Genomic DNA, 23,583 nt, shown 5'->3' on the forward strand with positions numbered 1-23,583 from the left:
GAGTAGAGGTTGGACCCGTAATACTCGTATGGAAGCGACCCTCCAATAAGGAAATGAGGGGAGCAGCAGAATAGGAGTTAGTGGGGGCTATCCGATCGACGCACTTTCTCCCGCATCGGACTCGTCAAATTATCAGTGCGATCTCACAGACAAGAATAAGCCGGAATAAAGGATTCTGATCAAATATGTCGAATTATGAAAAATAACGTACCATGTTAAATTTTACTAAATGGGCGAGTGGAAAATATGAACGAGTACTACGTAATTTGCAGGAGTTGTGTTGACGATCTAATTGAAGTCATTAACAGGCTAAATATAAAAGTAAGTATTAATAGAAGACCACGGACCATAAGAGAAAGGAAAGAAAAAACAAAGTATAACTGTTTACTGTGTAATTTAAAACTTGATGCTTACGTTGAGTATTATCCTGAAGAGTATTTTGAAGAGAAGATAATACCCATCTTCATGTTAATTGGAGGCGAACTTTCAAAAAAAATTCATGGGTGTTTTAAATGTGTCGGAGCGCAACTTGATTATGATGTTTATCGTTGGAATAAAGATGAAGAAGACCCAAGTAATTTTATTGAAAACAACGCAGGACAAACTGTTGAAAGTTTTTTGTGGGAAGAAGGAATAGACGAGAAGTTCCATAAGCTACTACTTGAACATCTACGATGTCAAACTTGCCACTACGGTGAAGAACCAATTGATTACTCCCATAATCCGGATGGAGGTACTTTTGAATCCTATGATCAAGTTTATGATGAACATGAAACAATTTCGGTATTTGGATTAGATGACTTTGACTTTATTGAGTTTTCTCAGTTTGCCCAAAAATATAATATTGATCTTAGTTGGCTGGAACTCCATGAGTTTAAACAGCATCTTTTGAAATATCCTCTTCTGGCATATAAGCATGAAACGGGGAAAAAAGTATATGATCTTCTGCAAAAACATTATGAAAAGAGAGACTATATAGAATTAAGAAGTGGGACTCAACTTTTTAGAGGAAGGGCACGAAAAAAAGATAGGAAACATGTGTTTGGAGAAGAGGAAATCTGGAATCCACCTGAGGGATTGCCTCAGCACGGACGTTATAATGCTGTTGGCGTATCCGTTTTATATCTGAGTAATCGAATGAAAGCCATCCCGTATGAAATTCATCCGTTAAACGATGAAAATATTGACATTGCTCTTTTTAAAACGAGAAAAAAATTGAAGTTGTTTAACATCGGGTTGTTTGATCACAGTTTCCAGGGTTTTTTTAATGAGATAAACGAAGAGAGTAAGCCCTTGAAAAAGGTTTATCTACTAACCAATTATATTGGTAATTGTTGTGCTGAAATTGGATTTCATGGTGTGGCTTATCAAGGTGTAAGCGATAGAAAATATACAAACTATGCATTGTTTAATTTTGATAAAAACAATGAAATACGAATTGTTGAGGTTGTCAGTTTTGAAGTGGAAATTATATATAATCTGAAGACAGAAGCTAAAAGTACAAAACATAAAGGGAATGAAGATTCCTTTCAGTTCTAGCACGTATATCAAATTTCAAAGGCTAAGAAAGAGGTGGGGTAATGTATATATCTGAGCTAAAAGTGGCTGGGTATAAAAATGCGAAGGAAACCTCACAAATAAAATTTAACAAAGGACTTAATGTTTTAGTCGGTGAGAATGGATCAGGGAAAACCACTATAATAAATGCATTGAGGTTAATTCTCAAAGAAAATGAGTTTTCATATATGAACATATCGGAGGATGACTTCTTTATATCGCTTGATAAACAAGTTTCTTCTGAAAATATTAAAATTGATATCACCTTTGATTCATTAACTCCAGATGAAGAAGTAACCTTCTTATCATGGTGTGATGCTGAGTTCAAAGCACAACTCCATTTAGAAGTAAATGCCAATCCCAACCGGAAAGGCTACTATAAAAAAGAAGTTTGGGGAGGACAATCAAAAGCAAGTATTTTCGAAGAAGAAACCTTCGAGTGTATTGATTGCATTTATTTTCCACCATTAAGAGATGCTGAAGAGAAATTAGTGAACGGGAAAAAATCTCGTCTTGCTCAGCTTCTAAAAAAGCAATATGGTGATAATAAAGAGAAACTTGTCGATAGCGTCAAAGGTTTTAACGACATAATCACCAGTAATGCTGATGGGAACTATAATGAAATAGAAGCAGCTAAAAAGAACATAAACACAAAATTAGTGGAAACCTTGGGAAGTCATCTTGGACAAAGTGTCAATTTACAGTTTGCAGAGACAACCTTTAATAAAGTGGTTGAAAGTATTAAAATGGTGTTTTTTCCTCTTAGCGGAGAGACGGATCCCAATAAGTTCAGAGATATTGCAACAAATAGTCTAGGCTACAACAACCTTTTATATATCGCTACAGTATTCGCCGAACTTGAGTTGCTAAAAGACAATAACCTGGTGACGGTATTACTGATTGAGGAGCCTGAAGCTCATTTACATCCTCAATTGCAAGTAAAATTCATTAAGTACCTAAAACAGTTAACAGATATGTTGCATAATACTCAAGTGGTCATTACGACACATTCCCCTGTTTTAGCCTCATCAATAAGTATAGACAACTTAATTCATATCGTGCAAAAGGATGAGAGGTTTGTTGCAACTGCTTTGAAAGATATCAATATGAGCAACAGTAAAGGGTATTTAAATCGATGGTTAGATGTTACAAAATCAACGTTACTTTTTTCAAAAGGAATCATTTTAGTAGAAGGTATCAGTGAAGCTATGTTAATTCCTGTGCTAGCGCAAATAACGCTGGCAAAATATAATATTTCAGTAAGTGAAACTTCAAAAAAACCATTGCCGAGTTCCTTGGAAGAGGCGGGGGTCTCAGTTATAAATATAAATGGCATTAATTTTAAACATTTTTTGAAGTTGTTCTCCGATTGTGATAATAGTTCGGGAGATGAAAAATTACCAATCCGTTGTTCTGGTATTACTGATAATGATCCGGGGAAAACGGAAATTCCTTTATTCGATCAAGATGGAATGCCAATTTTGAGTGATGATGGAGAGCCCCAAAAAAAGTTTATCGAGACATACCCACTTTCCAGTAATCCTTCAAAAGGAAACAATAGCGCCCTTGCATTAATTGAAGATGTTAACAAAAGCAAGTGGGCACGATTATTTCATTCACCATTAAAAACTTTTGAATATGATCTTGCTATGGAAAAAAACACAAAATTAATGGCGCAAACGCTTAAAATTTTGTGGCCTATTGAAAATGGAAAGGTAAGTAAAGATTGCGAAAAAATTATTGAGTACGATAATAAGTACGTTGATGAGAATCTTCTGAGTGAAGATGCAAAGTTTATTATTGAGCATATTGACGATGAGAATGTAGGTAAAGGAACTTATGCTCAACAATTTGCAGAAATAATCGAAACTCAAATCAATAATGAACTTTTTAAAATTGCTTCAGATAAATCTAATTCGACGGCAATATTGCAAAATATCAACAAGCTGATAAATGTCCCAAAATATATTGAGGATGCAGTAATTTGGTCTTGTGGTGGTGACTTACATGACTAAAGAAGAAATGCAAGAGGTACTGTCAAAGGTTTTATGCAGGAAAGACCACCCTCTTCATTGCGACAGTTGTTCTCATAATCCAAACAAGATATCATCGTCACAGGAAGATCGGTTTATTTGCCGCATTTCAGAAAAGACGGAACAGCAGTTGCAATATATATTTTCCTCAATTAAGCAGAACATTTTTTTAGAGGCATGCGCTGGAAGTGGGAAAACCGAAGTTGTTGGGATGAAGATGTCATATGAAATTAGTAAATGGACAGATAGAAACAACGGAATAGCTGTACTAACGTTCACTAATGAAGCTACAGAAACAATAAAAAATCGCGTTGAGCAATTTTCTAAACTATCCTCATTACACCCTCACAATATTGGGACACTAACAGGATTTCTTCATGGATTTATTGCTCAAAAATTCGGCTACAAATTTTTTGGTAATAATGGGAGGAATGGAGACTTTTCTTATCGGTTGATTGATAAAATGATGGATACTTTTAAAAATCATTGGCTCGAGAATTATAAGTCAAAAATTCCATATGTCTATGGAGCTGGAAAACAAGAAAGTATTTACGCAAATCAAATTTATTATGATTATCAGAAAAAAGATTACTATATACAATTCTCCGAGAATTACAAATTAACTATTACTGAGTACTATAACTCAAAAAACTTCCAGAAATTTGTTCAAGATACTCGAAATAAATATAATAATAACGAGCTATATAAAATTGAATACGTAAAGAAACAACTCATTAGTGACAAAGTTAAATTTTTAAAAGATGGATTTGCAAATTTTGAAGATATGAATAACATTGCTTTCAAGGCTTTGCAAGAAAATATAAAAGTAGCTTCAATCATATCCAAGAGGTTTCCCATCATTATAGTTGATGAGTGTCAGGACTTATCATGGATCGAAATTCAAATCCTTAAGAAATTAAAAGATGCTGGAAGCACACTTCATTTTATTGGTGATTTAAATCAAGCCATCTACGATTTTAAGAATGCCAACCCAACATATACAAAGGAGTTCCTGTCTAACTTTATTTGTTATAAATTAACTGATAATTTTAGAAGCTGTCAACCGATTGTTGATGTATCAAATCGTATATCTTCTATTACAACAACAATAGCAGGAAGAACCAATAATAAATTAAGTGACAATAGTGTTTGTTACTACGAATATGATGACTTACAAGTACTTCAAGAAAAATATTCGTCATTCTTAAACCTATTCAATATCCAACCTGAAAGCTCCTCTATTCTGGTGCGTCAACTTTCTTTAAAATCAAATTTACAAGTTCGTTCAGCTCAAAAAAGCATTCACTTGATATTAGATGCAATTCAACTTTGGAAAGCGAAGCAACAATCAACTAGAATAATGGCGTTAGAGCTTGCAGGAAAGCAATTGCAAAAATGGTTAGGTGGATCTAAAAATAAAGATAATTATTTTTGTCCAATTGATATTAAATCTGCATTCAGATGGCGGATTTTTATCAAGGATTTCCTTGAAGCCTGTTGCTCAAACTCTTTTATAAATAATTTTGAAAATAAAAAATATGGTGAGTGGTATAAAACAGCAAGGGAACAACTCCCTTCTATCTTGCTGAATACATATAAAAGTTTAAAAGAATATGATGAAAATCCGCGTGATTTTAATAGTTTTCCTATTTTACGTACACCTTCAGGTACAACAGAAAGTGCCATCGACGCGATATCAATGTTTGAGCCTCCTACGTCAATAAGAATTAATACGATCCACTCTGCTAAAGGTTGTGGTTTTGAAAGTGTAATGGTCGTTTCGAGTAAAGATCAGAAGAGTATCGGTGGGCATTGGAAACAGTGGATAGAAGTGGAGGGCGAATCAAAACGAATAGGATATGTTGCAAGCACTAGAGCTAAATATTCATTAATATGGGCTGTACCGAAACTAAATGCAAAAGACAGAAAGCAATTAGAGACTTATGGATTTAAAAGAATTGAATAGTTCTATGTATTAGCAGAGATGAGTTTTCGTTATATAAGATGCTGGAGAGTTAAAGACATTACGGGGTGAGGAAGCCAAACTTTGCAATGGAACGATTCAATGGAAGGCGCGTTTATTGAATCGCGGTGGAAAAAATTCCAGTGTCAATGCTTACGTCATTGATGATTATTAATGCACCGATAAAGTACGTGAACGGCGACATTCCGGCGATAAGCTGCTACGATCATTAGATTAGACCAATGAGCCTAAAGCGATATTATGAGATACGGACAATGAAATTTGAGGAACCGAGATGAGAGTAAAAATATGTTTTGTTCTTTCGCGTATATTCTACACCCATTGTAGTTCCGGCGACCAGACGAGTAATTGGTCTTCGAAAAGTATGAATTAGAATGAAAAAGGTCAGTTTCATTGAAGGTAACGGTAATTCGGGTCGTGCAGCATAATGAGAAATAATGTGAAGAAAAGGTGAGTTCAGACGTGGACGTGGCCAAATATCAGTTCAAAGAAGTGAATGGGTTTATTTTGCGATTGCTTTTGCATCAGGGGTTTGATTACACCAATGACCGAATTGTAGATGCGTATTTGAAAGAACGTCAAATCTCATGTGTGTTGCGAAGTGTGCAAGATCACTTTTTATATCTTGCGGGTAAAGGCAAGGAATATATAGAAGTAAAGCATATTCAAATAGACGAAAATCAAATGGCGGCAAAACTCACACCGCGCGGTGTTGATCTGCTGTACGGTGTTATTGACGACGATCCTGGAATTTCAATCGATCACTGATTTTTTCTCTGATCTCTTTCCAAACAATTAGTCTGATCATTTGCAAATAGTGGACAACAGAGACTGATACCTTCCTCCTGGGTATCGGCTTTTTTGTGTTGAAGGTCCCGTTACGAGTTTAGGAGAACTAATCCGTTGTTCATCCGGTCGCCGCGGCACATGTTCGGCAAGAAATCGGTCGTTTGAGAAAATCGATTGACGCCAACTGAAAAGCAGGTGCTGGATCTTCTACTTCAGAGCTGTACAAGAAGAGAGATTGCGGAGAAGTTAAATATATGGCTCCAAATACGGTGGAATTCCATCTGTGAGGGCTGATCAAAAAAATAGGAGAGTCTGTAAAATAGATTGTGTAAACTCCCCAAACCATTACAATGGAATGAGATGAAAGGTTGGGGAGCACACATGGGATTATGGACGGAAGAGCAACTGCGTGCGTTTATTAAGGAGAATCAATTGGTGCTGTTGCCACTCGAATTGTCCATGTTACAGGCAGTTCGCAGTAGAGAAAGGCGATAGCAAGCTTGTCTTGATCCTTGAACTGTAATGCCTTCTTATCACTTAGGAATCCAACTTCGATGAGCCTTCTATGGCAGCGCCTAGCGCGATTCATGCTGGTAGCACTCGGCGAGCCGGACTTGAACAGTTCGCTCCGGCACTCTAGCGTCTATTCATTTATCATTTTCTTCGAGTTTGAGCATGTTCAACTGGACTGTACTTCTGATGCTGCTCTCGCACCTCATTATTAAAAAGTCGGACATACATCTGGACCATGTCCAAACAGGAATGGCCGAGAATGAGTTGCAAAGAAAACGGATCGCCGCCATTACGAATGTACATTTTTGCCATCGTATGTCGGAAGGTATGTGGAGAAACCCGCAAGCCTGTGATTTTCGCGATCAGGCCGTAGTCATGGATTCGATCCTGCAAAGATCGAATTTGCAGCGGCTGATTATCAATCGATACAAATAAGGCGGGAGTGGGCAGATCTCCACGCTCGACCAGATAAGCCCGAAGCGCTTTGGCGCAGGTTTTCTGAAATGGAACCCGTCGTTCCTTTGCTCCCTTTCCCATGACCCTCAGCTCCATCTCGTGCATATGGAGATCGTCTATGCGCAAACCGAGGAGCTCGCCAATGCGAATGCCTGTATCCAGAAACAACAGTAGGATCGTGTAATCACGAAGTCCGGTGAAAGTTGATTGATCCGGTTGTCTCAGTAGCCGCACGAGTTCGTCGTTGGAAAACGTAGCGATCGCATCTTTGGGAGCTTTGACAGACGTCAAGGCTGATGCCGGATTCGTCGGGATGTGTCCGTTTCGATGCAGAAACCGAAAAAAGATCCGGCAGCAGCTCAGACGTCCGTTGATCGTTTGCGGGGCTAACTGTTTCTCAAGCATGTAGCCGAGGAAGTGACGCTGTAAGTTATCGGCGGTGATTTGATCAAAGTCCGCGCATTGCTGTTGTTCTTCCAATACCTGCAGCAGGTAATGCAACGTGCTGTCATAATAAGCAATGGAGCGTTGGCTGAGGTTCCGGGATCGGCAGTCCTGGAGGAAAAGATTGATCCATTCCTCGTTCGAAGGTTGGGTCGAAAAAGACCGATCTGTTTGAGTGAACACGCGATTGGTACGACGTTTAACGGGACTATTCATGAGACATCTTCCTTTCTTCTTTGCATTTCTGGACATAACGAAGAAGCGATTCGACGGGGCTGCTTGTTTCGTGCCGATGGCGTACATCGGCGGGCTGGAGCGGCACATAGTGACGGGTCATGGTGATGTCGCTATGTCCTAAAAGGGCTTGCAAAGCGTAGGCATTACCGCCATGCATTAAAGATTTGGCCATCGTTCGTCGGAAGGCATGGGCGGAACCGCTTATACCGGCGTCATGGCAATGCTTGATAATCAACTGCTTGATCGTGTCTGGCTGAAGGGGTTGCCCTTTGCTTGAGATCCATAAGCCATCATGCTGCTGTCCGCCGCGCAGTCGCAGATACGAGCGGAGTGCCGCGGCGCAAGTGTTCTGCATGGGGACGAAGCGGCTTTTGTTTCCTTTTCCTTGGGCAATGCGAATAAAGCCGTCCTGAAAGTCCAGGTCGGAAATAAGCAAGGTGCTTAATTCGGCAAGTCGAATACCGGTATCCAGCAATAACAACATCATGGTGTAGTCCCGCAGTCCCGTGAATCGCCTGAGATTGGGTTGATGAAGAATGCATTCCACTTCCGCTTCCGTGAAGCAGATGGGCTCGTAAGGGCTGACCTGTGAATTCGAAGGCATGGCTATGGCGAAGTTTTCTCCAGCTGTATCCGGAAATGCGAATCGAAAAAATTGCCGACACGTATAAAATCGGCCACGAATGGAATGCCGGGCATAGCCTTGCTCGTTCAATTGTTGAAGCCAATCGCGAAGGACCATCACGCAGTTGGAAGCGAGGAACGGCATCTGGCGAGAGATAAAAAATCGTTCCAAGCCCAACAAGTGGAAGAAATAGTACGTGATCGTTCGGGGAGATAAACCGCGATGCGAGGCGGCAAGGAGAAATTGCCGAACCTGATCTTGAAATTCAGGTTGGTGGAAGCCGTGCAGGTTGTAGGGAATAGTGCTTGGACTCGTAATCGTCATACAGAAGGCCCCCCAATCAGGAAATAGAGGGAGAAGCAGAATGGAGAATTAGAGGGGGATCATCCGGTCGACGCGCTTTTCTCCCGCGCCAGATTCGGCGAATGAAATCCACTGGGCGAATAATCTGGCGCGTCTCCCGTTCATGAGGAACCCTGACTCCATCTGCTTCTCCCGGTCCCGAATTTAGCGCGTCTCGGGCCAGACACGCCGACTTCAGGTGCCAGTAATGGAAACATTGTGGTCGTTCGAGTCCTCTCGACCGCATCATACCTACAATCAAACCCTTCTTCGGAAGGGTTTTTATTTTGTGTTTTTAAGAAATGGACCATCGCAAAATTCCAATAGGAAAAGAGTATACTTAACGGGGCCGTTTTTTAAGTTTATGAAGGAACCGCAAAAAATGATGCATTTATATCGTCCCTTTAAGGTTCAATCGCTGATAGTGACGATGCGGCATTTTTATCGCGGAACCGCAGATGAACGAAGTGGGGGTCATCTTCTTGTGAAAGATGCCCTTCATTGTATATTGTAACGGGATGGATACATCAAATTGATAACGGAAACATCTTGATAATTTGTCGTAAAATGCGATAAAATGGAACTATATAATAGCTTGAGAAAAACAGCCTCGAGGCGGTGGTGCCGCATCGCGGCTATTTGTATAAGCGTATTTTCAATTCGATAAGTAGGTGTTGTTTTGTTAGAGATTACAGGAACGGACATACAATCATTGAATGATTCTGATCTTCGGTCGCTTGTCGGATATCTTTGTGAAGCAGAACTACGTTCACAAGGATTGTCGATCGCAGGGGTAACTTGGGGTGGTCATCAAAATGCAACAGATGGTGGAATAGATGTTCGAGTAGATTTAACTACGATGTTGCATAATGATAGTTTTGTTCCTCGTTCTAAAACAGGTTTCCAAGTCAAAAATTCCGATATGCCTCGTGCAAAAATAATAGCTGAAATGAAACCGGATGGGATGTTGAGAGAGGTCATTCGTGATTTAGCTGTCAATAACGGTGCATATGTTATTGTGAGTAGTCAAGGATCAACATCCGATTCGGTGCTCAGAAGCAGAAGACTAGCAATGCAGGATGCATTGTCAGATGAGGAGCCTTCAGTAGCAATAAAATTGGATTTCTACGATCGGGAAAGAATAGCATCGTGGGTTAGATCTCATCCTTCACTCATCCTTTGGATCAGAGAAAAGATTGGTCGTCCAGTACAAGGTTGGGAACCTTACGGGAATTGGTCAAATATTACAAGAGAAAAAGAAGAAGAATATCTGCTTGATGGCCATCTTCGATTATATAATAGTTCGACTCGTCATTCTGGTGGTTTGACTGCAGTGAATGGCATTAACGAAATTCGAAATAAATTACAGAATGCCAGATCGTCCGTTCGCCTAGTTGGATTATCTGGTGTAGGAAAGACCCGATTATTGCAAGCATTGTTTGATGATAAAATTGGTGAAAATCCTTTGAATCCTTTGCAGGCTTTTTATTGTGATATTGCAAACCATCCTATCCCTGATCCCCAAAATTTTGCTACCCAATTAGTTGCATTTCAAAGAAATGCTATTCTTGTTGTGGATAATTGCCCCCCGGATTTACATAGAAACTTAACTACAATTTGTTCAAGGTTAAACAGTTCAGTGAGCTTGATTACGGTCGAATATGATGTTCGAGAAGATCAGCCGGAGATAACTGAAATATTTCATTTGGAACCAGCGTCTACTGAGTTAATAGAAAGAGTCATTCGGATGCGATTTCCGCACATAGGCGGCGTTGGAGCCCGTGTCATTGCTAAATTCTCAGGTGGAAATGCGCGAATTGCTATTGCTTTAGGAAGAACAATTGATCATGTCGAAGATGTTTCACAACTTAATGATGAAGCGCTTTTTTCAAGATTATTTGTACAACGGAATGATCAGGATAACAATTTGCTAAAAGCAGCAGAAGTATGTTCGCTTGTCTACTCTTTCGACTGCCAGACAGGCGAGGATGATGATGAATTAAAGCTACTTGGTTCGCTAGTGGGAATGAATGTTCTTGAACTTTATCAAAAAATAAGTGAGTTAAGGCGACGTGAACTTGTACAGCGAAGAAGTGTATGGGGAGCTGTGTTACCTCATGCACTTGCAAATAGACTAGCGAAGAGGGCCTTAGAAAATATACCGCTCAGCTTCATGCTAGATACTTTTGAAAATAGAGCGTCTGAACGACTTTTAAAGTCATTTTCAAGACGATTGAGTTATCTTCACCTTAGTAAGCAGGCCAAAGAAATAGCTAAGATATGGTTAAGTGAAGGAGGATTATTGGGGAACCTATCAAAAATAAATTCATTCGGGACTAGCCTGTTAAAAAATATAGCGCCGATAGTGCCCATGGAAACCCTTTCAGCAATTGAAAGGGTAGGAACTGAAGAACTGATTATAAATGGAGAAATTGATCAATTAAATGAAATATCGAAAGTATTATATTCTATTGCTTATGAACCGGATTTATTTAATCGTGCCGTGAATCTGCTATGCCAATTCGCTTTAAATGAAGATTCGAAAGCACGAGAGTTATTGCAATCTTTGTTTCATATAAAACTTTCGGGTACCCACGCTACAGGAGAGCAGAGACTGGGCGTTGTTGTAAGATTGTTTGAATCAAATCAAAATAAATTAATCCACTTAGGTTTGTTTTTGTTGAGTGCCGCTTTACAAGTTTGGAGTATAAGCTCGAATAATAGTTTTGAATTTGGTGCAAGGCCAAGAGATTATGGATATTGGCCAAAAACATTCGATGAATCAAAACAGTGGTTTACATTGTTTTTGGAATATGCAGTTCAAATTGCGATTTCTGGATCCCCATCAGCAATGGATGCAAAGAAGTTGTTGGCAGACAAATTCAGAGAATTGTGGGTAGGTGCTGAAATGCATGAAGAGTTATCCGCGGCGGCTATCCGCATTTCTGAGAAAACCACCTGGAACGAGGGATGGATCGCGGTTAAAGCCACGGTCAGATACGATGGGAAGGATATGACGGAAGATGTGTTAGGTCGATTAGAGCACCTTGACTCATTATTAGTACCTACTTCTTTAATTGAGCGTGCGAGACTACTTGCGCTTTCACGCGGTCATCCTTATGATCTTTTAGATACTTTTGATGATGAAGTTGAGCCTCTACATACAGCTGAGAATCTTACCCGGTTACTTGGTAAGGATGTAGGTTCTAACGAAGAGACTCTTCTTCAATTACTGCCAGAAGTACTAGGCGGGGAAGGATCAAGGTTGTATTATTTTGGTCAGGGTTTGGCTGAGGGCTCTATTGCACCGGCAAAATTGTGGTGTTATTTTAAAAATAAATTACTGTCAATTGAAGAATCAGAAAGGAACTATCAAGTAGTTCGTGGATTTATAAATGTACTGTCCGAGACAAACGAAGTATTGTGCAATAAGCTGCTGGATGAAGCATTGCTGGACGAATTTTGGAGTACTGTGTTTCCAATTCTACAAATCAGCACATCTATTGGCACCCGAGGTGCTAGAAGGCTTATGGAGTCACTCACAATCGGAAAAGCTTCAATATCACAGTTCAGATACTTAGCTTACGGCAGAGCGCATGAGAATATAAACGACGAAGATTTATCAGAACTGTTATTGGAATTGGCACTATACAATTACGGAGTTTGGGAATCCATAGAGATATTACGTATGAGACTTCATGGTCTTGCAGCGAAGGAAGTAAGCGAAATCATAAAATCTACGGGACGCAAGCTAATTTCGGATTTCGGATTTTTGAGTGATGGTAATCATGGACATGAAATTAAATATGAAATCGCAGAGATTATAAACGTTTGTTATGCGGATGAGGCAATAGATGAAACAAAATCATTATGCATCCGACTTGCCAATGCGTTGATCAGTAGAGAAATTTATACTTTTGATTTCGACAGTGTATTTTCTGCGCTTGCTAAAACACAACCGTTTGTTTTCATGGATGTTTTCATCCGCAAAGAAGTAATAGGAGAGTCGGATTGGTTCTTTTCCAGACTCTCTGTTAGGGAAGATCCGGTAGATGTGATTGAGGATGAAATTATACTACAATGGTGCGAAATCGATCCGGAGAGCAGGTATGCACTTGCTTCTTTAGCAATAAAGCCATTTTTGACTGACGAAAATAGCGCTTCAATTATGTGGTCTAATCTAGCTGATAAGTTTGTTGCTCATGCACCGGATCCAGTCGAAGTTTTAAAAAATTTCGGAGACAAGTTCCATCCCTCACGCTGGAGTGGATCTTTATCCACAATCTTAGAGAGTCGGCTTAAACTAATTGATGAATACAAGGAACATACCAATCCTAAAATTTCACAATGGGCTTATCAAAAAGAACTTGATTTAAAAAGAGAAATTCAATTCCATCAAGAACGAGAACAGCGGCGGCAAAGTGAGGAAAATGAGCGATTTGAATAAACGATATTTATAGAGGAGTGATAAATGTGTTAGCCGGAAGATTAGAATATTCGGGGGGAGCAAGGACTCTCTGTGAATTTTACACACGTCACATTAACTCGGATTACCAAGGGGGCATCCCAAGACTTATTATTAGTTTGTCGCCAGAGAAAACATTCCCAATCGAAGTAGACGGAATAGATTATAAAACTTTTGCTGCCATCAATTGCGATGGAACTGCAAAATTATCAAATGTAAATGTGGGATATATTAAAGGGCCATCATTCTTCCGAATGCTTCCAGGTGGAATAACCTTCATTATTGAATTATCAAGAGAACAAATAAATATGATTGAAAGTAGTAGACAATTTAGGGATGTCGAAGTTGATTTGGATTTACAATTGCTGGTTTCTTTTAATAAAGAGTACTTGTTTAATTTTAATTATGTAGTTGAACTGCCTTTAAGGTTACATGTTCAAATAAATAAATCCGTATGGGTTGAGGAGTTTCTTAAGAATTGGAGTTACTACGAGGGTAACGAGAAAATGCTCCGTTTCAATTACTTGTTTAAGCTTCCAAACACATCAAAACTTATTATTTCAGCGCGGAAATCGTTCTCCGAAAATAAATTCAATGATACGCTTGCTACATGTTTTAAAGTGTTAGAGGCCATCCCTAAAGAAATGGGATTTAAAAATCCTAATTTATTTTTTGAAGAATTACGTGTAAAGGCTAGTAATCACAATAACAATTTATATGGGAAAGTTGATTTTGTCAATGAGTTATATGGAAAGATTAAAGGATTTATGCATATTGCCCGACATGTCGAAACCGATGAAGACAAAAACATAATCGATAGAACTATAAGTTCAAGTGATGCTTTTCTAGCTCTACATTGTACAGAATTAATTGTAAATTATCTTATAGAAAGTATTGCAAATGAAGAAACTTAAATCGGATATACGATAAAGCCTCAACGTATCTATTTGATAAATGATGATATGAGTGATTAGTGTTGAACGGAGGCGAGCAAGTAACTAGAGATATAGATGCGGAATTCGTGGAAAAGGCCACTGCAATATTGTTATCCATGCTTAAAATTGATTTAAACACAGGGGAAGATGAGTCAATTAAATTAAAGTATATAAATAGAGAAGATATTTTTCAGCTAGCAGAGAATCTGCGATTATTGGAAGAATATAATTTAAAGAATTTGAATGAGAAATTAATAACAAGTGGTAGAAAGGTTAGTGACTTTCTTACGGAACATACATTTGCTGCAGAACTGATAAGAAATCATGGCTGGAAAGTTGAAATTAAATACGAACCTCAGGAAGGAAGAAAAACTGATTTTGTTATTATTTTAGATGAATTCAAAGAAAAAATCTTTAATATTCAAATGAAGAATTCATCGCCCACTGAGAGAGAAAATCGAAGGGAGAAGATTTATCAGGAGATCAAAAAAGAATTAAAGAAAGTTAAGCGGGCAAGGTTCTATAGTATTTCTATGCATGAAGATTTTACAAATATATATACTTCGAGTTTTATAGAATTTATCAAACAAAATATTAATCAGGCCGATAATGTTAAAATACCGTTTTATGTTGGTAATAAATCGCTCGCAGAAGTATGCTTTAACGAGATAAACAATCCACAATGTGATTGTATGCTACCAGGAGTGAGCGGCGACATGAACTTTATTAATATAACTGGAGAAGAGAGAGGGCATTTTTATAATGCTTTAAAAAAAGCAGCTATTTCATTCTCCTTGCCTAGTGAAAATAATAATATAAATCTGATTATATCAGAAGCGAATAATAAAGATAATATTGACATAGCTGAAGCCATTTATGGAGCTGAGTTTTTTGTATTCGATAGTAATACTGATTCGATGAAAATGAGCAGATACGAAAATGGATTCTATCATAGTGAGGATTCGAGAAATGTTACAGCTGTTGTAACCATGAGAAAAAGAGAAGAGTCGAGAAAAATATCGAGCTTTTCAAAAAAAATATTTTTCAAACACATTCACGAAGATGCAGGGGAAGCTATCCTGGCTCTTCTTAAATTTGATAGAATTATCGGATCTAACAATACTATAACCCATCGATACTGAAAAGTCATTTGATAGCTTGTAACCAAAGTGCAAAAGAAAGCATAATAGTCGAAAAATTCTTCGATTTGGGTCTTGGTCTGTCAGAAGCTAGAAGAGGGTTCGACAAGGTATTTCAGCAATATGGAAATAAAATATTCCGGACATACACCAGTACCTAACCGCATCGCGGCCCTTCGGGTTTTTTGATGGAGTGGGTCTCGTCATATCAATACAAGAACGTTATAAAAAATTCCTGAAGGGGCGAAAAGATATGTATGCTTTATCAATAATGGAAATCAGACAAATAAAAACACTATTGTCTCAAGCCAAAGCGTTAGAAAAAACAGTTGATGATATTCTCAATAGGGATGTAGCTGAGCATAGTAGATATACATCTTTTAAGGATATGGCTTTAACATATAATGATTTAGCAAATCGTGCAAAAGCAGTGATGAGATTTGGTAGTTTTTATACTATGAATACAGACAACATGAGAACTTCAGGGAATACATTGTGGCCTGATGCAAAGAATATACTGGAATCGGTTTTAGTAAGCACACGGTTTTTAATCTCATCGTTAGAAAGTCAGATTGACTTTGTTTCAGAAGAGATCGATAACGTAGGAAATTTTATTAAGACTAAATTACGCAATGTAATCTTTGAAATACCTTCAAAAGAGAAAGATATTCAAAATGCAATTGAAAACTTATTTATTGGTAAAGGATATGATAAAGGAATTGATTATGACAGAGAAACGGGGAAATTTAATTTTTCTGGTCGCGAATATATTCCGGATTTTATTATACCTAAACTCAGAATTTGTATTGAAGTTAAGTTATTAAATGACCCAAATAAAAAATCTAAAATTATAGAAGAAATAAATGCTGATATAACAGCTTATCAAAAAATCTATGAAAGTGTTTTATTTGTAATATACGACATCGGGATAATAAGAGATGAAATTGAGTTTAGTAGAGATATTGAGAACCATAGTGGTGTAAAACTGATAATTGTTAAGCATTAATTTAATCTCTCCAGGTCAAATTGCCCGCAGCTTGCTGTGGGGAATTCGTTAGAGGGAGTCAGGAGGAAAATTAAAGAATTATGAAGATCGTTAAAACTGATTTAATAAACCGAAACAAAGTATCACTTAATATTCCAATCACACAGCGTCGCTGTTTCAGTGATTTGCAAAAAAGCATGACAGCTAGTGACTGGGAGTGTTACCGGCTATGGATAGGAGTGATTCAGCCATGGGCTTCGTAAGCAAAGAATTACTTGCAAAACACAATGTAATAGAGGATGTTTTCGATTATAAAGATTTAGATATTGATGAGAAAATATTAAAAATATATTCGTATTTTGAAAATTCGTTTTTAGAGTTGTACGGAAGTTATGCAGATCTCTTTAAAATTAAAGACTACTGTTTCTACATAAAAGATAATAATAAATGCAATGCATTTGCTTTAACGCGTAAAGGATATAATATTATTGGAATAACAAATGGTTATCCAATTCTTCTTAGTCAAAAGCTAGATGAAAAATACTTTAGAAGCATAGTGCTCGCTGGAATTGGTAACGATGAACCACTTCAAAAAGCATACATTGATTTATACGAGGATAGAGAGTTTGTTTTTGACAAGTTTATTTTGGATTGTTCAATAAAATTTACTTTCAATCATGAATTCCAACATATTATGCAATTTAGTAGTTCAAAACTCAAAAGAAATGATTTTCTTTTGCAGGAAAATTGGGCCGAGGATAATTTTGATATAAAACTACATGCGTGGGAGTTCGACGCTGATAGAATGGCCAGCTATGAAGTTCTAAAATATGTATTTAGAACACATGCCAATTTTAAAGTGAAGTCTGATGAAAAGCTAAAGTGTCTTTTGTACGTTGGATGTGCAAGTATGATAATTACAAATTGCCTGTTCTATTTTGGAGTAATGAATCAATTAGGGCCACAACTGTCAGTACGTAAATTGGAATTCTACGAAAAGAAATTCTCTCATCCTCACCCACTGGTTAGGTGCATAAATATAATGGAGTATTATTTTGATAGTATTACTACGGATCTTCCGAGATTAAAAATGGACTCTCAAGAACTTTTAAATAATACGCTTGTTATTACAAAGTTATATTTCAATATGCTTATTCCCACGCAAAATGTTATAAGCGAGTTGTTCAAGGACTTAGGAAAACATCTTGATAGTATAAATAAGTATATCGATGAATTGTATGACTGTGCAGTTCAAGATGAGGCAATTAGAAACTTATTGTTATTACGCAATGTTGAATTTGAAGACGTCCAACCAACCTGACGATTTGATTAAAAAAACTAATCAGATAAGATTATGAATGGCTAGGTCGTGTATTCAAACTTCAGGCCAACCAAATCATAGAAGAGGCCAGCTTTAAAAAAGCAACGAAGGTACGCGCTAATTTGTCGTATCGGGTAGCCAGTCGCCGATTGTGCTTCAGCTTATTGAAGAGGCATTCGACCAGATTGTCTATCGTAAAATAAAAATACCCCAAAAGATCAAATCGAAATACCCAAAAAAATCGTACAAAAATACCCCTCCTGATCGTCTCGGGTAAAACGAACACGAATCGAGAAACCGATACCTTTCGTAGCGAATGAACGAAGGGTGCGGGGACGGGAGATGTTGAAAATGAGTCAGATTGAGACGATCAAAGATTTGCAGGCGATGGGGCTGGGGCCGGTTGCGATCGCCGAGCGGTTGAGCCTCACACGGAAGACGGTGAGCAAATACATGGCGGCAGAAACGTTTGAGGCCAAGCCAAAAGAAAAGGAGACGGAGTATGGTGCTACAAGATGTCAAGACAGTTTTTTTGAATTTTGAAGGTGTGAAATCTTGCACAATGTTTGTTGCAACTGCCCTGAAGGAGCAAGCTGTTCACGGATTCGTGATGGAAAATATAATCGTTATTACCAGCAATGAAGATGTCCACTGATGGAGGACACAGCCCAAGCGCAGGCGCGGGAGAACTGTTTTCTCTTTTATCATTCACAGGTGGATAACAAGATAACGTGTCGGTTATAGACAGCAGCCGGCGTATGGTTTTGGAGGGACTGATGCGGTAAATAGTGATTGTGCAAGTGAAGGTAACGCTCCACGCCCTGCCGTGTCTCCCGCGGGGTGTTGTAGTCATTGAGATACACCTCATTGTACTTCAGGCTACGCCAAAAGCGCTCAATGACAATGTTGTCCTTGGCCCGGCCTTTGCCGTCCATGCTGATCCGAACCTCGTTCTCCTTCATCAAATCGATATACTTCGGACTCGTAAAATGGCTGCCTTGATCACTGTTAATAATGGCGGGCTTACGCCGTGCCAGCGCTCGCTTCGTGGTCTCCAACACGAACTCGATCTCCAGGCTTTGATCGAGCTGCCAATCGACGATATAACGCGAATACCAGTCCATGATGGCGTACAGGTACATCCAGCCGCGCTTCATCCGGATATACGTGATATCTACCGACCACACCTGATCGGGCTGTGTGATGAGAAGCTTCCGGAGCAGATAAGGATAGATCCGGTGCTGCAGATCGCGCTTACTCAGGTTCGGGCCGGGATAGATGGCCATGAGCCCCATTTCCCTCATGTAGCGCCGTACCGTATTCTTGTGGATCCCATCTCCTTCCCGATTCATAATGGCGGCAATCTTTCGATAGCCCAAGAACGAATGCTCGGTGTAAAGTTCGTCAATCCGGTGCTTGAGGCGAATTTCCTCCGGGGAGGGAGGGACCGGCTTGTAGTACAGGCTGGAGCGATTCAGGCTCAGCAGATCGGCTTGAACGCGGATCGCGTGTTCGGGGCACACCCATTCCAAAAGGTCGATACGTTCTTCTCGAGACAGGTTAGAGACCAGATTTTTTTTTGAGCCACGACAATTGACTGGTTAACTTTCCAATCTCGGCGTAGAGTTCGTTGATCTGATGTTCATAGCCGTTTTTCATTTTCGTGATGCCTTTCCGATCGTCGACGAACAATTGCGAGAGATTCTGAATTGCTTCCGATTTCCACCGGTTGAGGACATTGGTATGAATGCCGTGCTCGGATGCAAGCTGCGAAACCGACTTTTCTTCCTTCAGAATTTCCAGTACGACACGGGCCTTTTCTTCCGGCGTAAACTTCCTTCTGCTGGTTGCCATACAACTAAGAAACTCCTTTTTTGCTGTCTAGTTTCTATGTAGCATTATAGAGCAGCCCTCGAAACTGGATCCGTTCAAGCCGCTGATCCGGCAGTGGTTGGAAGAGGACCGCAAAAGCCGGTACAAGCAGCGTCACACCGCGATGCGCATCCATAAGCGACTGCTCGCCGAATGCAAGGACTACGACGCCTCGTATCCGCTGGTCCAGCGCTATGTGAAACGTCTGCGGGACTACCGGCACAAGGAAGGGACGCTCGAGCTCGTCTGGCAGCCGGGCGAAGCCCAAGTGGATTTCGGCGAAGCCGACTTCATGGATGTCGGCGGCCAGAAGCGGGTCGTAGCCTTCGAGCGTGCTGACATTCATAATTCTTGGACTGAACAAGAAATTATCAACCTATATAAAAAAGTCATGAACAATATCAGAACGTTTCAAGAAGCACATCCAGATTTGGACCATGCAATTCAGACACAACTTGATTATGAAGACAACCATAATAATTTCAAGTCATTCAAAGGCGGTAGGACTAGAACAAGCTTCCCTTGTCCACTGTTGAATGAGAAGACTGGGAAATGTTCTGTTTATGAAAAACGTCCAATGGTTTGTAGAACGCACGGCACAACACACTTCGAGTTGGATGACAAACTAAACAAAATTGAAAGTGCGGTATGTGAGTACATCCCGAGCCGTTTAAAAAATACTGAGAATACTCCGAACACTACAGTCTATCAGATGAAGTATGAAGAAATAGTTAACGTCACAACTAATAAGGGGTCACTATATATTCGGAAAATGCCTCTTTTCTATGGGATTCATTCATTGGCATATTTACAACAATTTAATCCTACAAAGTCGACTGTTGTAAATAGGCATAACTTGGATATGTCTATAAAAGAGAGCAATGAGATGCAGCTTAAGAAGGCGGCATCCAAACGGTGATCTGTATGAATTGTTGAAGCAGGACGATAATCATTTAGAGCATGGTAGCCGTTGAAGTGGCCGCCATGCATTTTGCTTTTTTTGAGGCCTAGTCCGATAATTATAACCGGTCGTAGAAGGGCATTCAGGTAATCCTCAAGGAGTAATACTACACTAAAGTGAATTACTCATTTGTGATTTCATCTAGGGGAAGGTCAAGCTGTTTGAAATTATGGATTAAACTTAAGGCCCATGGTAATATTATCCTAAGTACTTACGTTGGATATTAAATGATTAGTCATCACTAGATGGATAAAATGTATTGCGGGTAATCAATTTTTGGGGATTTACGAAGTTCGAAAAAAGTCGCTATTCGAAACCCTTGTAATCATTTAGCTTAGGAGAATTTAGATATGAATTTTAAGCATATTAATACGACTGAGTTCCATTTGTGGACAGATGTTTTGCACGCCAAAACACTCTCATGTCAGGCCCAAAACCCTTGGGATAGGGGCAGTTATGTTAGATGGTGTATCATTACGGGTTGGACTGTTTTGGAAATGGTTTTTAGACAGGTTCTGAACGATGAAAGCATTGGTTATAGGTTCAAAGAAGATGTTGACAGGGCAATAAAGAACTTAGGTTTACCAAGTTTTAATTGGGGGGAAGGTATCTGGCAGAGAATATTAGCTTTAAAAGATACAAGAAAGAATTTTGTTCATACAAATCTTGAACAAAATAAGCTATTTCTTGATACTTCAGTTGCCATAGATTATGTGAAAGGAATTCAAGACGGGATTCTTGAGATACATAAATACACTCGTACACCAATTCCCCAGTGGATATTATATGATGATGATAGAGGTTGGGATGATGGGAGCGAATCTGGAATACATATATTGATCGAAAGACAAGGAGCAACAAAAGAAGATCCTCAATCGATCATAGTTAGTTATATATACAAAGGCAAGGAATACCCTACAGAAGTTCTTCCTGCAAACTCAGATTATTTGAAGACAGTAACTGATATGATCACAAACTTCCGATCTCCTATAACTGGTATCAAAGTTTATCAAGAAGGTAAAGTTATTTTTGAAACAACTCTGCAGATGCGTGGTTCATTTTGAGTATCACTTATAAGTTAAAGATTTCGCATAGCTTTAATTTTTTCAGCATAGATATACGAACCAAGCGCTTGCAGGTTATGCGCAGAAAAAGAAATACGCACCTGACTTTTAAGTGATATACGAAGCTGGCGATCAAAGTATAACTTGACGTAATTCAGCAGTCAAATATTATTGCAAAGTGTTGACATGCTATTATGCCTGAAAAGTACTGATAATGGAGTAAAGCTTATAGATTTAGTTCAATCAGGGAAATGGGGGTAAAAATTTTTCTGCATACGATTCATATGGTGTGCCTAATATTGATGGTACGAAACGATATGTGACAGTACTGCTCAATGAAGAAAGAATTATAATCAATAGCCCTTTGGTTGAGTCTTTCTGTTTTGTGTAAGGTAATATATCATTTTAGTCAAGCAATGAGAACCTCAAGACAGATTAAGATATTTCTCCCGAGCACAACTAATAAAGCTTGTTCTCATAATCAAGAAATCAAGTATAAAAAGAGAGGGTTCTATTGATAAAACAAGACATTCCATCAACCATCATAGTGAACAAGTATGAGTTCTTTGAGACGTTCACTTTTTCCATTACTGCTTCACTAGTCACTCTTGTTGGATTAATCACTATTTTTTTGTCTATTAATGTCCAGCATTCCATACAAAAAGCTAGAGAAATATATTGGGAGGCTATAGGTTTTACTTATGAAGAACAGGATTCGACATACTTTAATTCAATTAGAGGTAAATTAAGAAGAAATGTAGAATTGTATAGACAAATATTAATGCCAAATTTTTTTAATAAGATTGTTATTTTTATTGCAATAGGTTCAATATTGGCAGTGGTATATATATGGTGGAGTTATGTCTATTATTTATCAACTATTGAGGCGGATGGAAATCAAGTAAATCATGCGAGACAATATTTAATTATTGTTACAACAGTATTAGCTGCATTTTGCATAATATTATTAATGATTATCCGGCCTTTCTTTACGGGTAAAATAGTGAAGGTCAAAAAAATCTTCAACGGAAATATCCGTACGGAATTATCTACAGTCTCATTAGCCGCGCATACCATTGAGATATTAGTTGTTGTGGATTACGGATATTTACAAATAGTGCCGAGGTTTCCTTTTGATTATAAAAATCTTAAGATCGAAACGGATATTGAATTGTATATTCCAGATGCAAAGCCATATCCTGCACTTAAATATATATCAAAATGTGTGCTACAAGGTGAGATGCAGATGAAATATGAAGTTGATGGGATAGTAGACTTATTTGGATATGATGTTAAATTTAATGAAACGGGAGATATAAATGACAGTAAGTACATTAATGAACAATGTAGAATTCCTGATTTGGGTGCGGGTAATGGAAGTGAGGTGAATATTACCCTTTATCTAGAAACAAAAGAAGGAAAACTTGTAGTGAAGTTTCCGAAATTCATAATTGAAGATATTTATGGAACTATAAACACTTTAAAGCCAACGTCCGTTCAACGTTCTTTGGATAGTATAGAAACATTCAGACAGTTGAGGACTAAAGACTAGCCCAATTGTGCTATTCTCACCTATCTTAATAAATAAGCTATGTAACTGACGCGCCTAGCTACTACTCTTCTGCCGTGTAATACCACAAATACTATAGAATTTTCGTCGCAGTGATGAGCATAACTATAAAATGGATCAAGAGCAAGGAACTGGAAAGTGTTGATGTTTATCGGGATATGAAAGGTTCATTTCAAGCTTAAGATCAGCCAGTTCATCGACGATAGGCGTTGAGGTGGGCAATCAGGTGGGTGCGGATAAGATGATTGAATGAGGTCTAAAGGACTATCTGAAGATGAGGCTCCCGCCGCT

General features: G+C 38.6%; 16 protein-coding genes and 1 pseudogene. 13 read left to right on the plus strand and 4 right to left on the minus strand.

Annotated elements, in window-relative coordinates; translation table 11 throughout:
* Positions 1 to 246 precede the first annotated feature (246 nt).
* From VQ071_RS17450 to VQ071_RS17465, 4 genes are all read left to right on the plus strand, one after another.
* Positions 247 to 1,539: an RES domain-containing protein gene (locus VQ071_RS17450; protein ID WP_136372031.1), complete on the plus strand. Its 1,293-nt coding sequence runs from the start codon at positions 247 to 249 to the stop codon at positions 1,537 to 1,539.
* Between the two features lie 41 nt (positions 1,540 to 1,580).
* Complete coding sequence (locus VQ071_RS17455) at positions 1,581 to 3,572, plus strand: ATP-dependent nuclease (RefSeq protein ID WP_340515395.1); 1,992 nt, start codon at positions 1,581 to 1,583, stop codon at positions 3,570 to 3,572.
* Positions 3,565 to 5,556 (plus strand): ATP-dependent helicase, encoded by a 1,992-nt coding sequence (locus VQ071_RS17460; protein WP_136372033.1) that lies wholly within the window; start codon positions 3,565 to 3,567, stop codon positions 5,554 to 5,556. Before VQ071_RS17455 ends, VQ071_RS17460 begins: the two co-directional genes overlap by 8 nt.
* Before the next feature lie 480 nt (positions 5,557 to 6,036).
* Entirely contained in the window at positions 6,037 to 6,342 is a 306-nt protein-coding gene (locus VQ071_RS17465; RefSeq protein WP_136372034.1) for a hypothetical protein, read from the plus strand.
* Between the two features lie 675 nt (positions 6,343 to 7,017).
* On the opposite strand, the gene VQ071_RS17470 is transcribed toward VQ071_RS17465, so the two are convergent.
* Both VQ071_RS17470 and VQ071_RS17475 read right to left on the minus strand, forming a co-directional pair.
* Positions 7,018 to 7,992 carry a tyrosine-type recombinase/integrase gene (locus tag VQ071_RS17470; RefSeq protein ID WP_340515396.1) on the minus strand — a complete coding sequence of 325 codons (975 nt, stop codon included), beginning with the start codon at positions 7,990 to 7,992 and terminating at the stop codon, positions 7,018 to 7,020.
* Positions 7,985 to 8,962 (minus strand): tyrosine-type recombinase/integrase, encoded by a 978-nt coding sequence (locus VQ071_RS17475; protein WP_340515397.1) that lies wholly within the window; start codon positions 8,960 to 8,962, stop codon positions 7,985 to 7,987. Before VQ071_RS17475 ends, VQ071_RS17470 begins: the two co-directional genes overlap by 8 nt.
* Positions 8,963 to 9,659: 697 nt before the next feature.
* Between VQ071_RS17475 and VQ071_RS17480 the strand changes: the two genes are divergently transcribed.
* The 5 genes from VQ071_RS17480 to VQ071_RS17500 all read left to right on the plus strand — a co-directional run bounded on the left by VQ071_RS17480 (position 9,660) and on the right by VQ071_RS17500 (position 17,825).
* Positions 9,660 to 13,427 (plus strand): hypothetical protein, encoded by a 3,768-nt coding sequence (locus VQ071_RS17480; RefSeq protein ID WP_340515398.1) that lies wholly within the window; start codon positions 9,660 to 9,662, stop codon positions 13,425 to 13,427.
* 26 nt (positions 13,428 to 13,453) lie between these two features.
* Positions 13,454 to 14,359, plus strand: coding sequence for a hypothetical protein (locus VQ071_RS17485; RefSeq protein ID WP_136372039.1), 906 nt, complete (start codon positions 13,454 to 13,456; stop codon positions 14,357 to 14,359).
* 62 nt (positions 14,360 to 14,421) lie between these two features.
* On the plus strand, positions 14,422 to 15,522 hold the full coding sequence (locus VQ071_RS17490) for a hypothetical protein (RefSeq protein WP_340515399.1): 1,101 nt from the start codon (positions 14,422 to 14,424) through the stop codon (positions 15,520 to 15,522).
* A gap of 250 nt (positions 15,523 to 15,772) precedes the next feature.
* Complete coding sequence (locus tag VQ071_RS17495; protein ID WP_340515400.1) at positions 15,773 to 16,525, plus strand: PD-(D/E)XK nuclease domain-containing protein; 753 nt, start codon at positions 15,773 to 15,775, stop codon at positions 16,523 to 16,525.
* A gap of 229 nt (positions 16,526 to 16,754) precedes the next feature.
* Complete coding sequence (locus VQ071_RS17500) at positions 16,755 to 17,825, plus strand: hypothetical protein (RefSeq protein ID WP_340515401.1); 1,071 nt, start codon at positions 16,755 to 16,757, stop codon at positions 17,823 to 17,825.
* 61 nt (positions 17,826 to 17,886) lie between these two features.
* On the opposite strand, the pseudogene VQ071_RS17505 reads toward VQ071_RS17500, so the two are convergent.
* Positions 17,887 to 18,012: pseudogene (locus tag VQ071_RS17505) on the minus strand (IS5/IS1182 family transposase); the annotation flags it as partial.
* Positions 18,013 to 18,176: 164 nt separating this feature from the next.
* Here VQ071_RS17505 and VQ071_RS17510 point away from each other — a divergent pair.
* The gene (locus tag VQ071_RS17510) at positions 18,177 to 18,368 is read left to right on the plus strand and encodes a hypothetical protein (RefSeq protein ID WP_340515402.1); all 192 of its coding nucleotides are present in this window, start codon (positions 18,177 to 18,179) and stop codon (positions 18,366 to 18,368) included.
* A 161-nt stretch (positions 18,369 to 18,529) separates the two neighbouring features.
* Here VQ071_RS17510 and VQ071_RS17515 read toward each other — a convergent pair.
* A protein-coding gene (locus VQ071_RS17515; RefSeq protein WP_340515403.1) for an IS3 family transposase occupies positions 18,530 to 19,679 on the minus strand; the annotation gives its coding sequence in 2 pieces (ribosomal slippage) (positions 18,530 to 19,405 and positions 19,407 to 19,679; 1,149 coding nt in all).
* A 142-nt stretch (positions 19,680 to 19,821) separates the two neighbouring features.
* On the opposite strand from VQ071_RS17515, the gene VQ071_RS17525 reads away from it, so the two are divergent.
* The 3 genes from VQ071_RS17525 to VQ071_RS17535 all read left to right on the plus strand — a co-directional run bounded on the left by VQ071_RS17525 (position 19,822) and on the right by VQ071_RS17535 (position 23,274).
* Entirely contained in the window at positions 19,822 to 20,616 is a 795-nt protein-coding gene (locus tag VQ071_RS17525) for a YkgJ family cysteine cluster protein (protein WP_445293305.1), read from the plus strand.
* A gap of 392 nt (positions 20,617 to 21,008) precedes the next feature.
* Positions 21,009 to 21,722 (plus strand): hypothetical protein, encoded by a 714-nt coding sequence (locus tag VQ071_RS17530; protein ID WP_340515404.1) that lies wholly within the window; start codon positions 21,009 to 21,011, stop codon positions 21,720 to 21,722.
* A gap of 514 nt (positions 21,723 to 22,236) precedes the next feature.
* Complete coding sequence (locus tag VQ071_RS17535) at positions 22,237 to 23,274, plus strand: hypothetical protein (protein ID WP_340515405.1); 1,038 nt, start codon at positions 22,237 to 22,239, stop codon at positions 23,272 to 23,274.
* The last annotated feature ends 309 nt before the right edge of the window (positions 23,275 to 23,583 follow it).

This window comes from Cohnella sp. 56, assembly GCF_037963805.1.
Taxonomy (GTDB): Bacteria; Bacillota; Bacilli; order Paenibacillales; family Paenibacillaceae; genus Cohnella.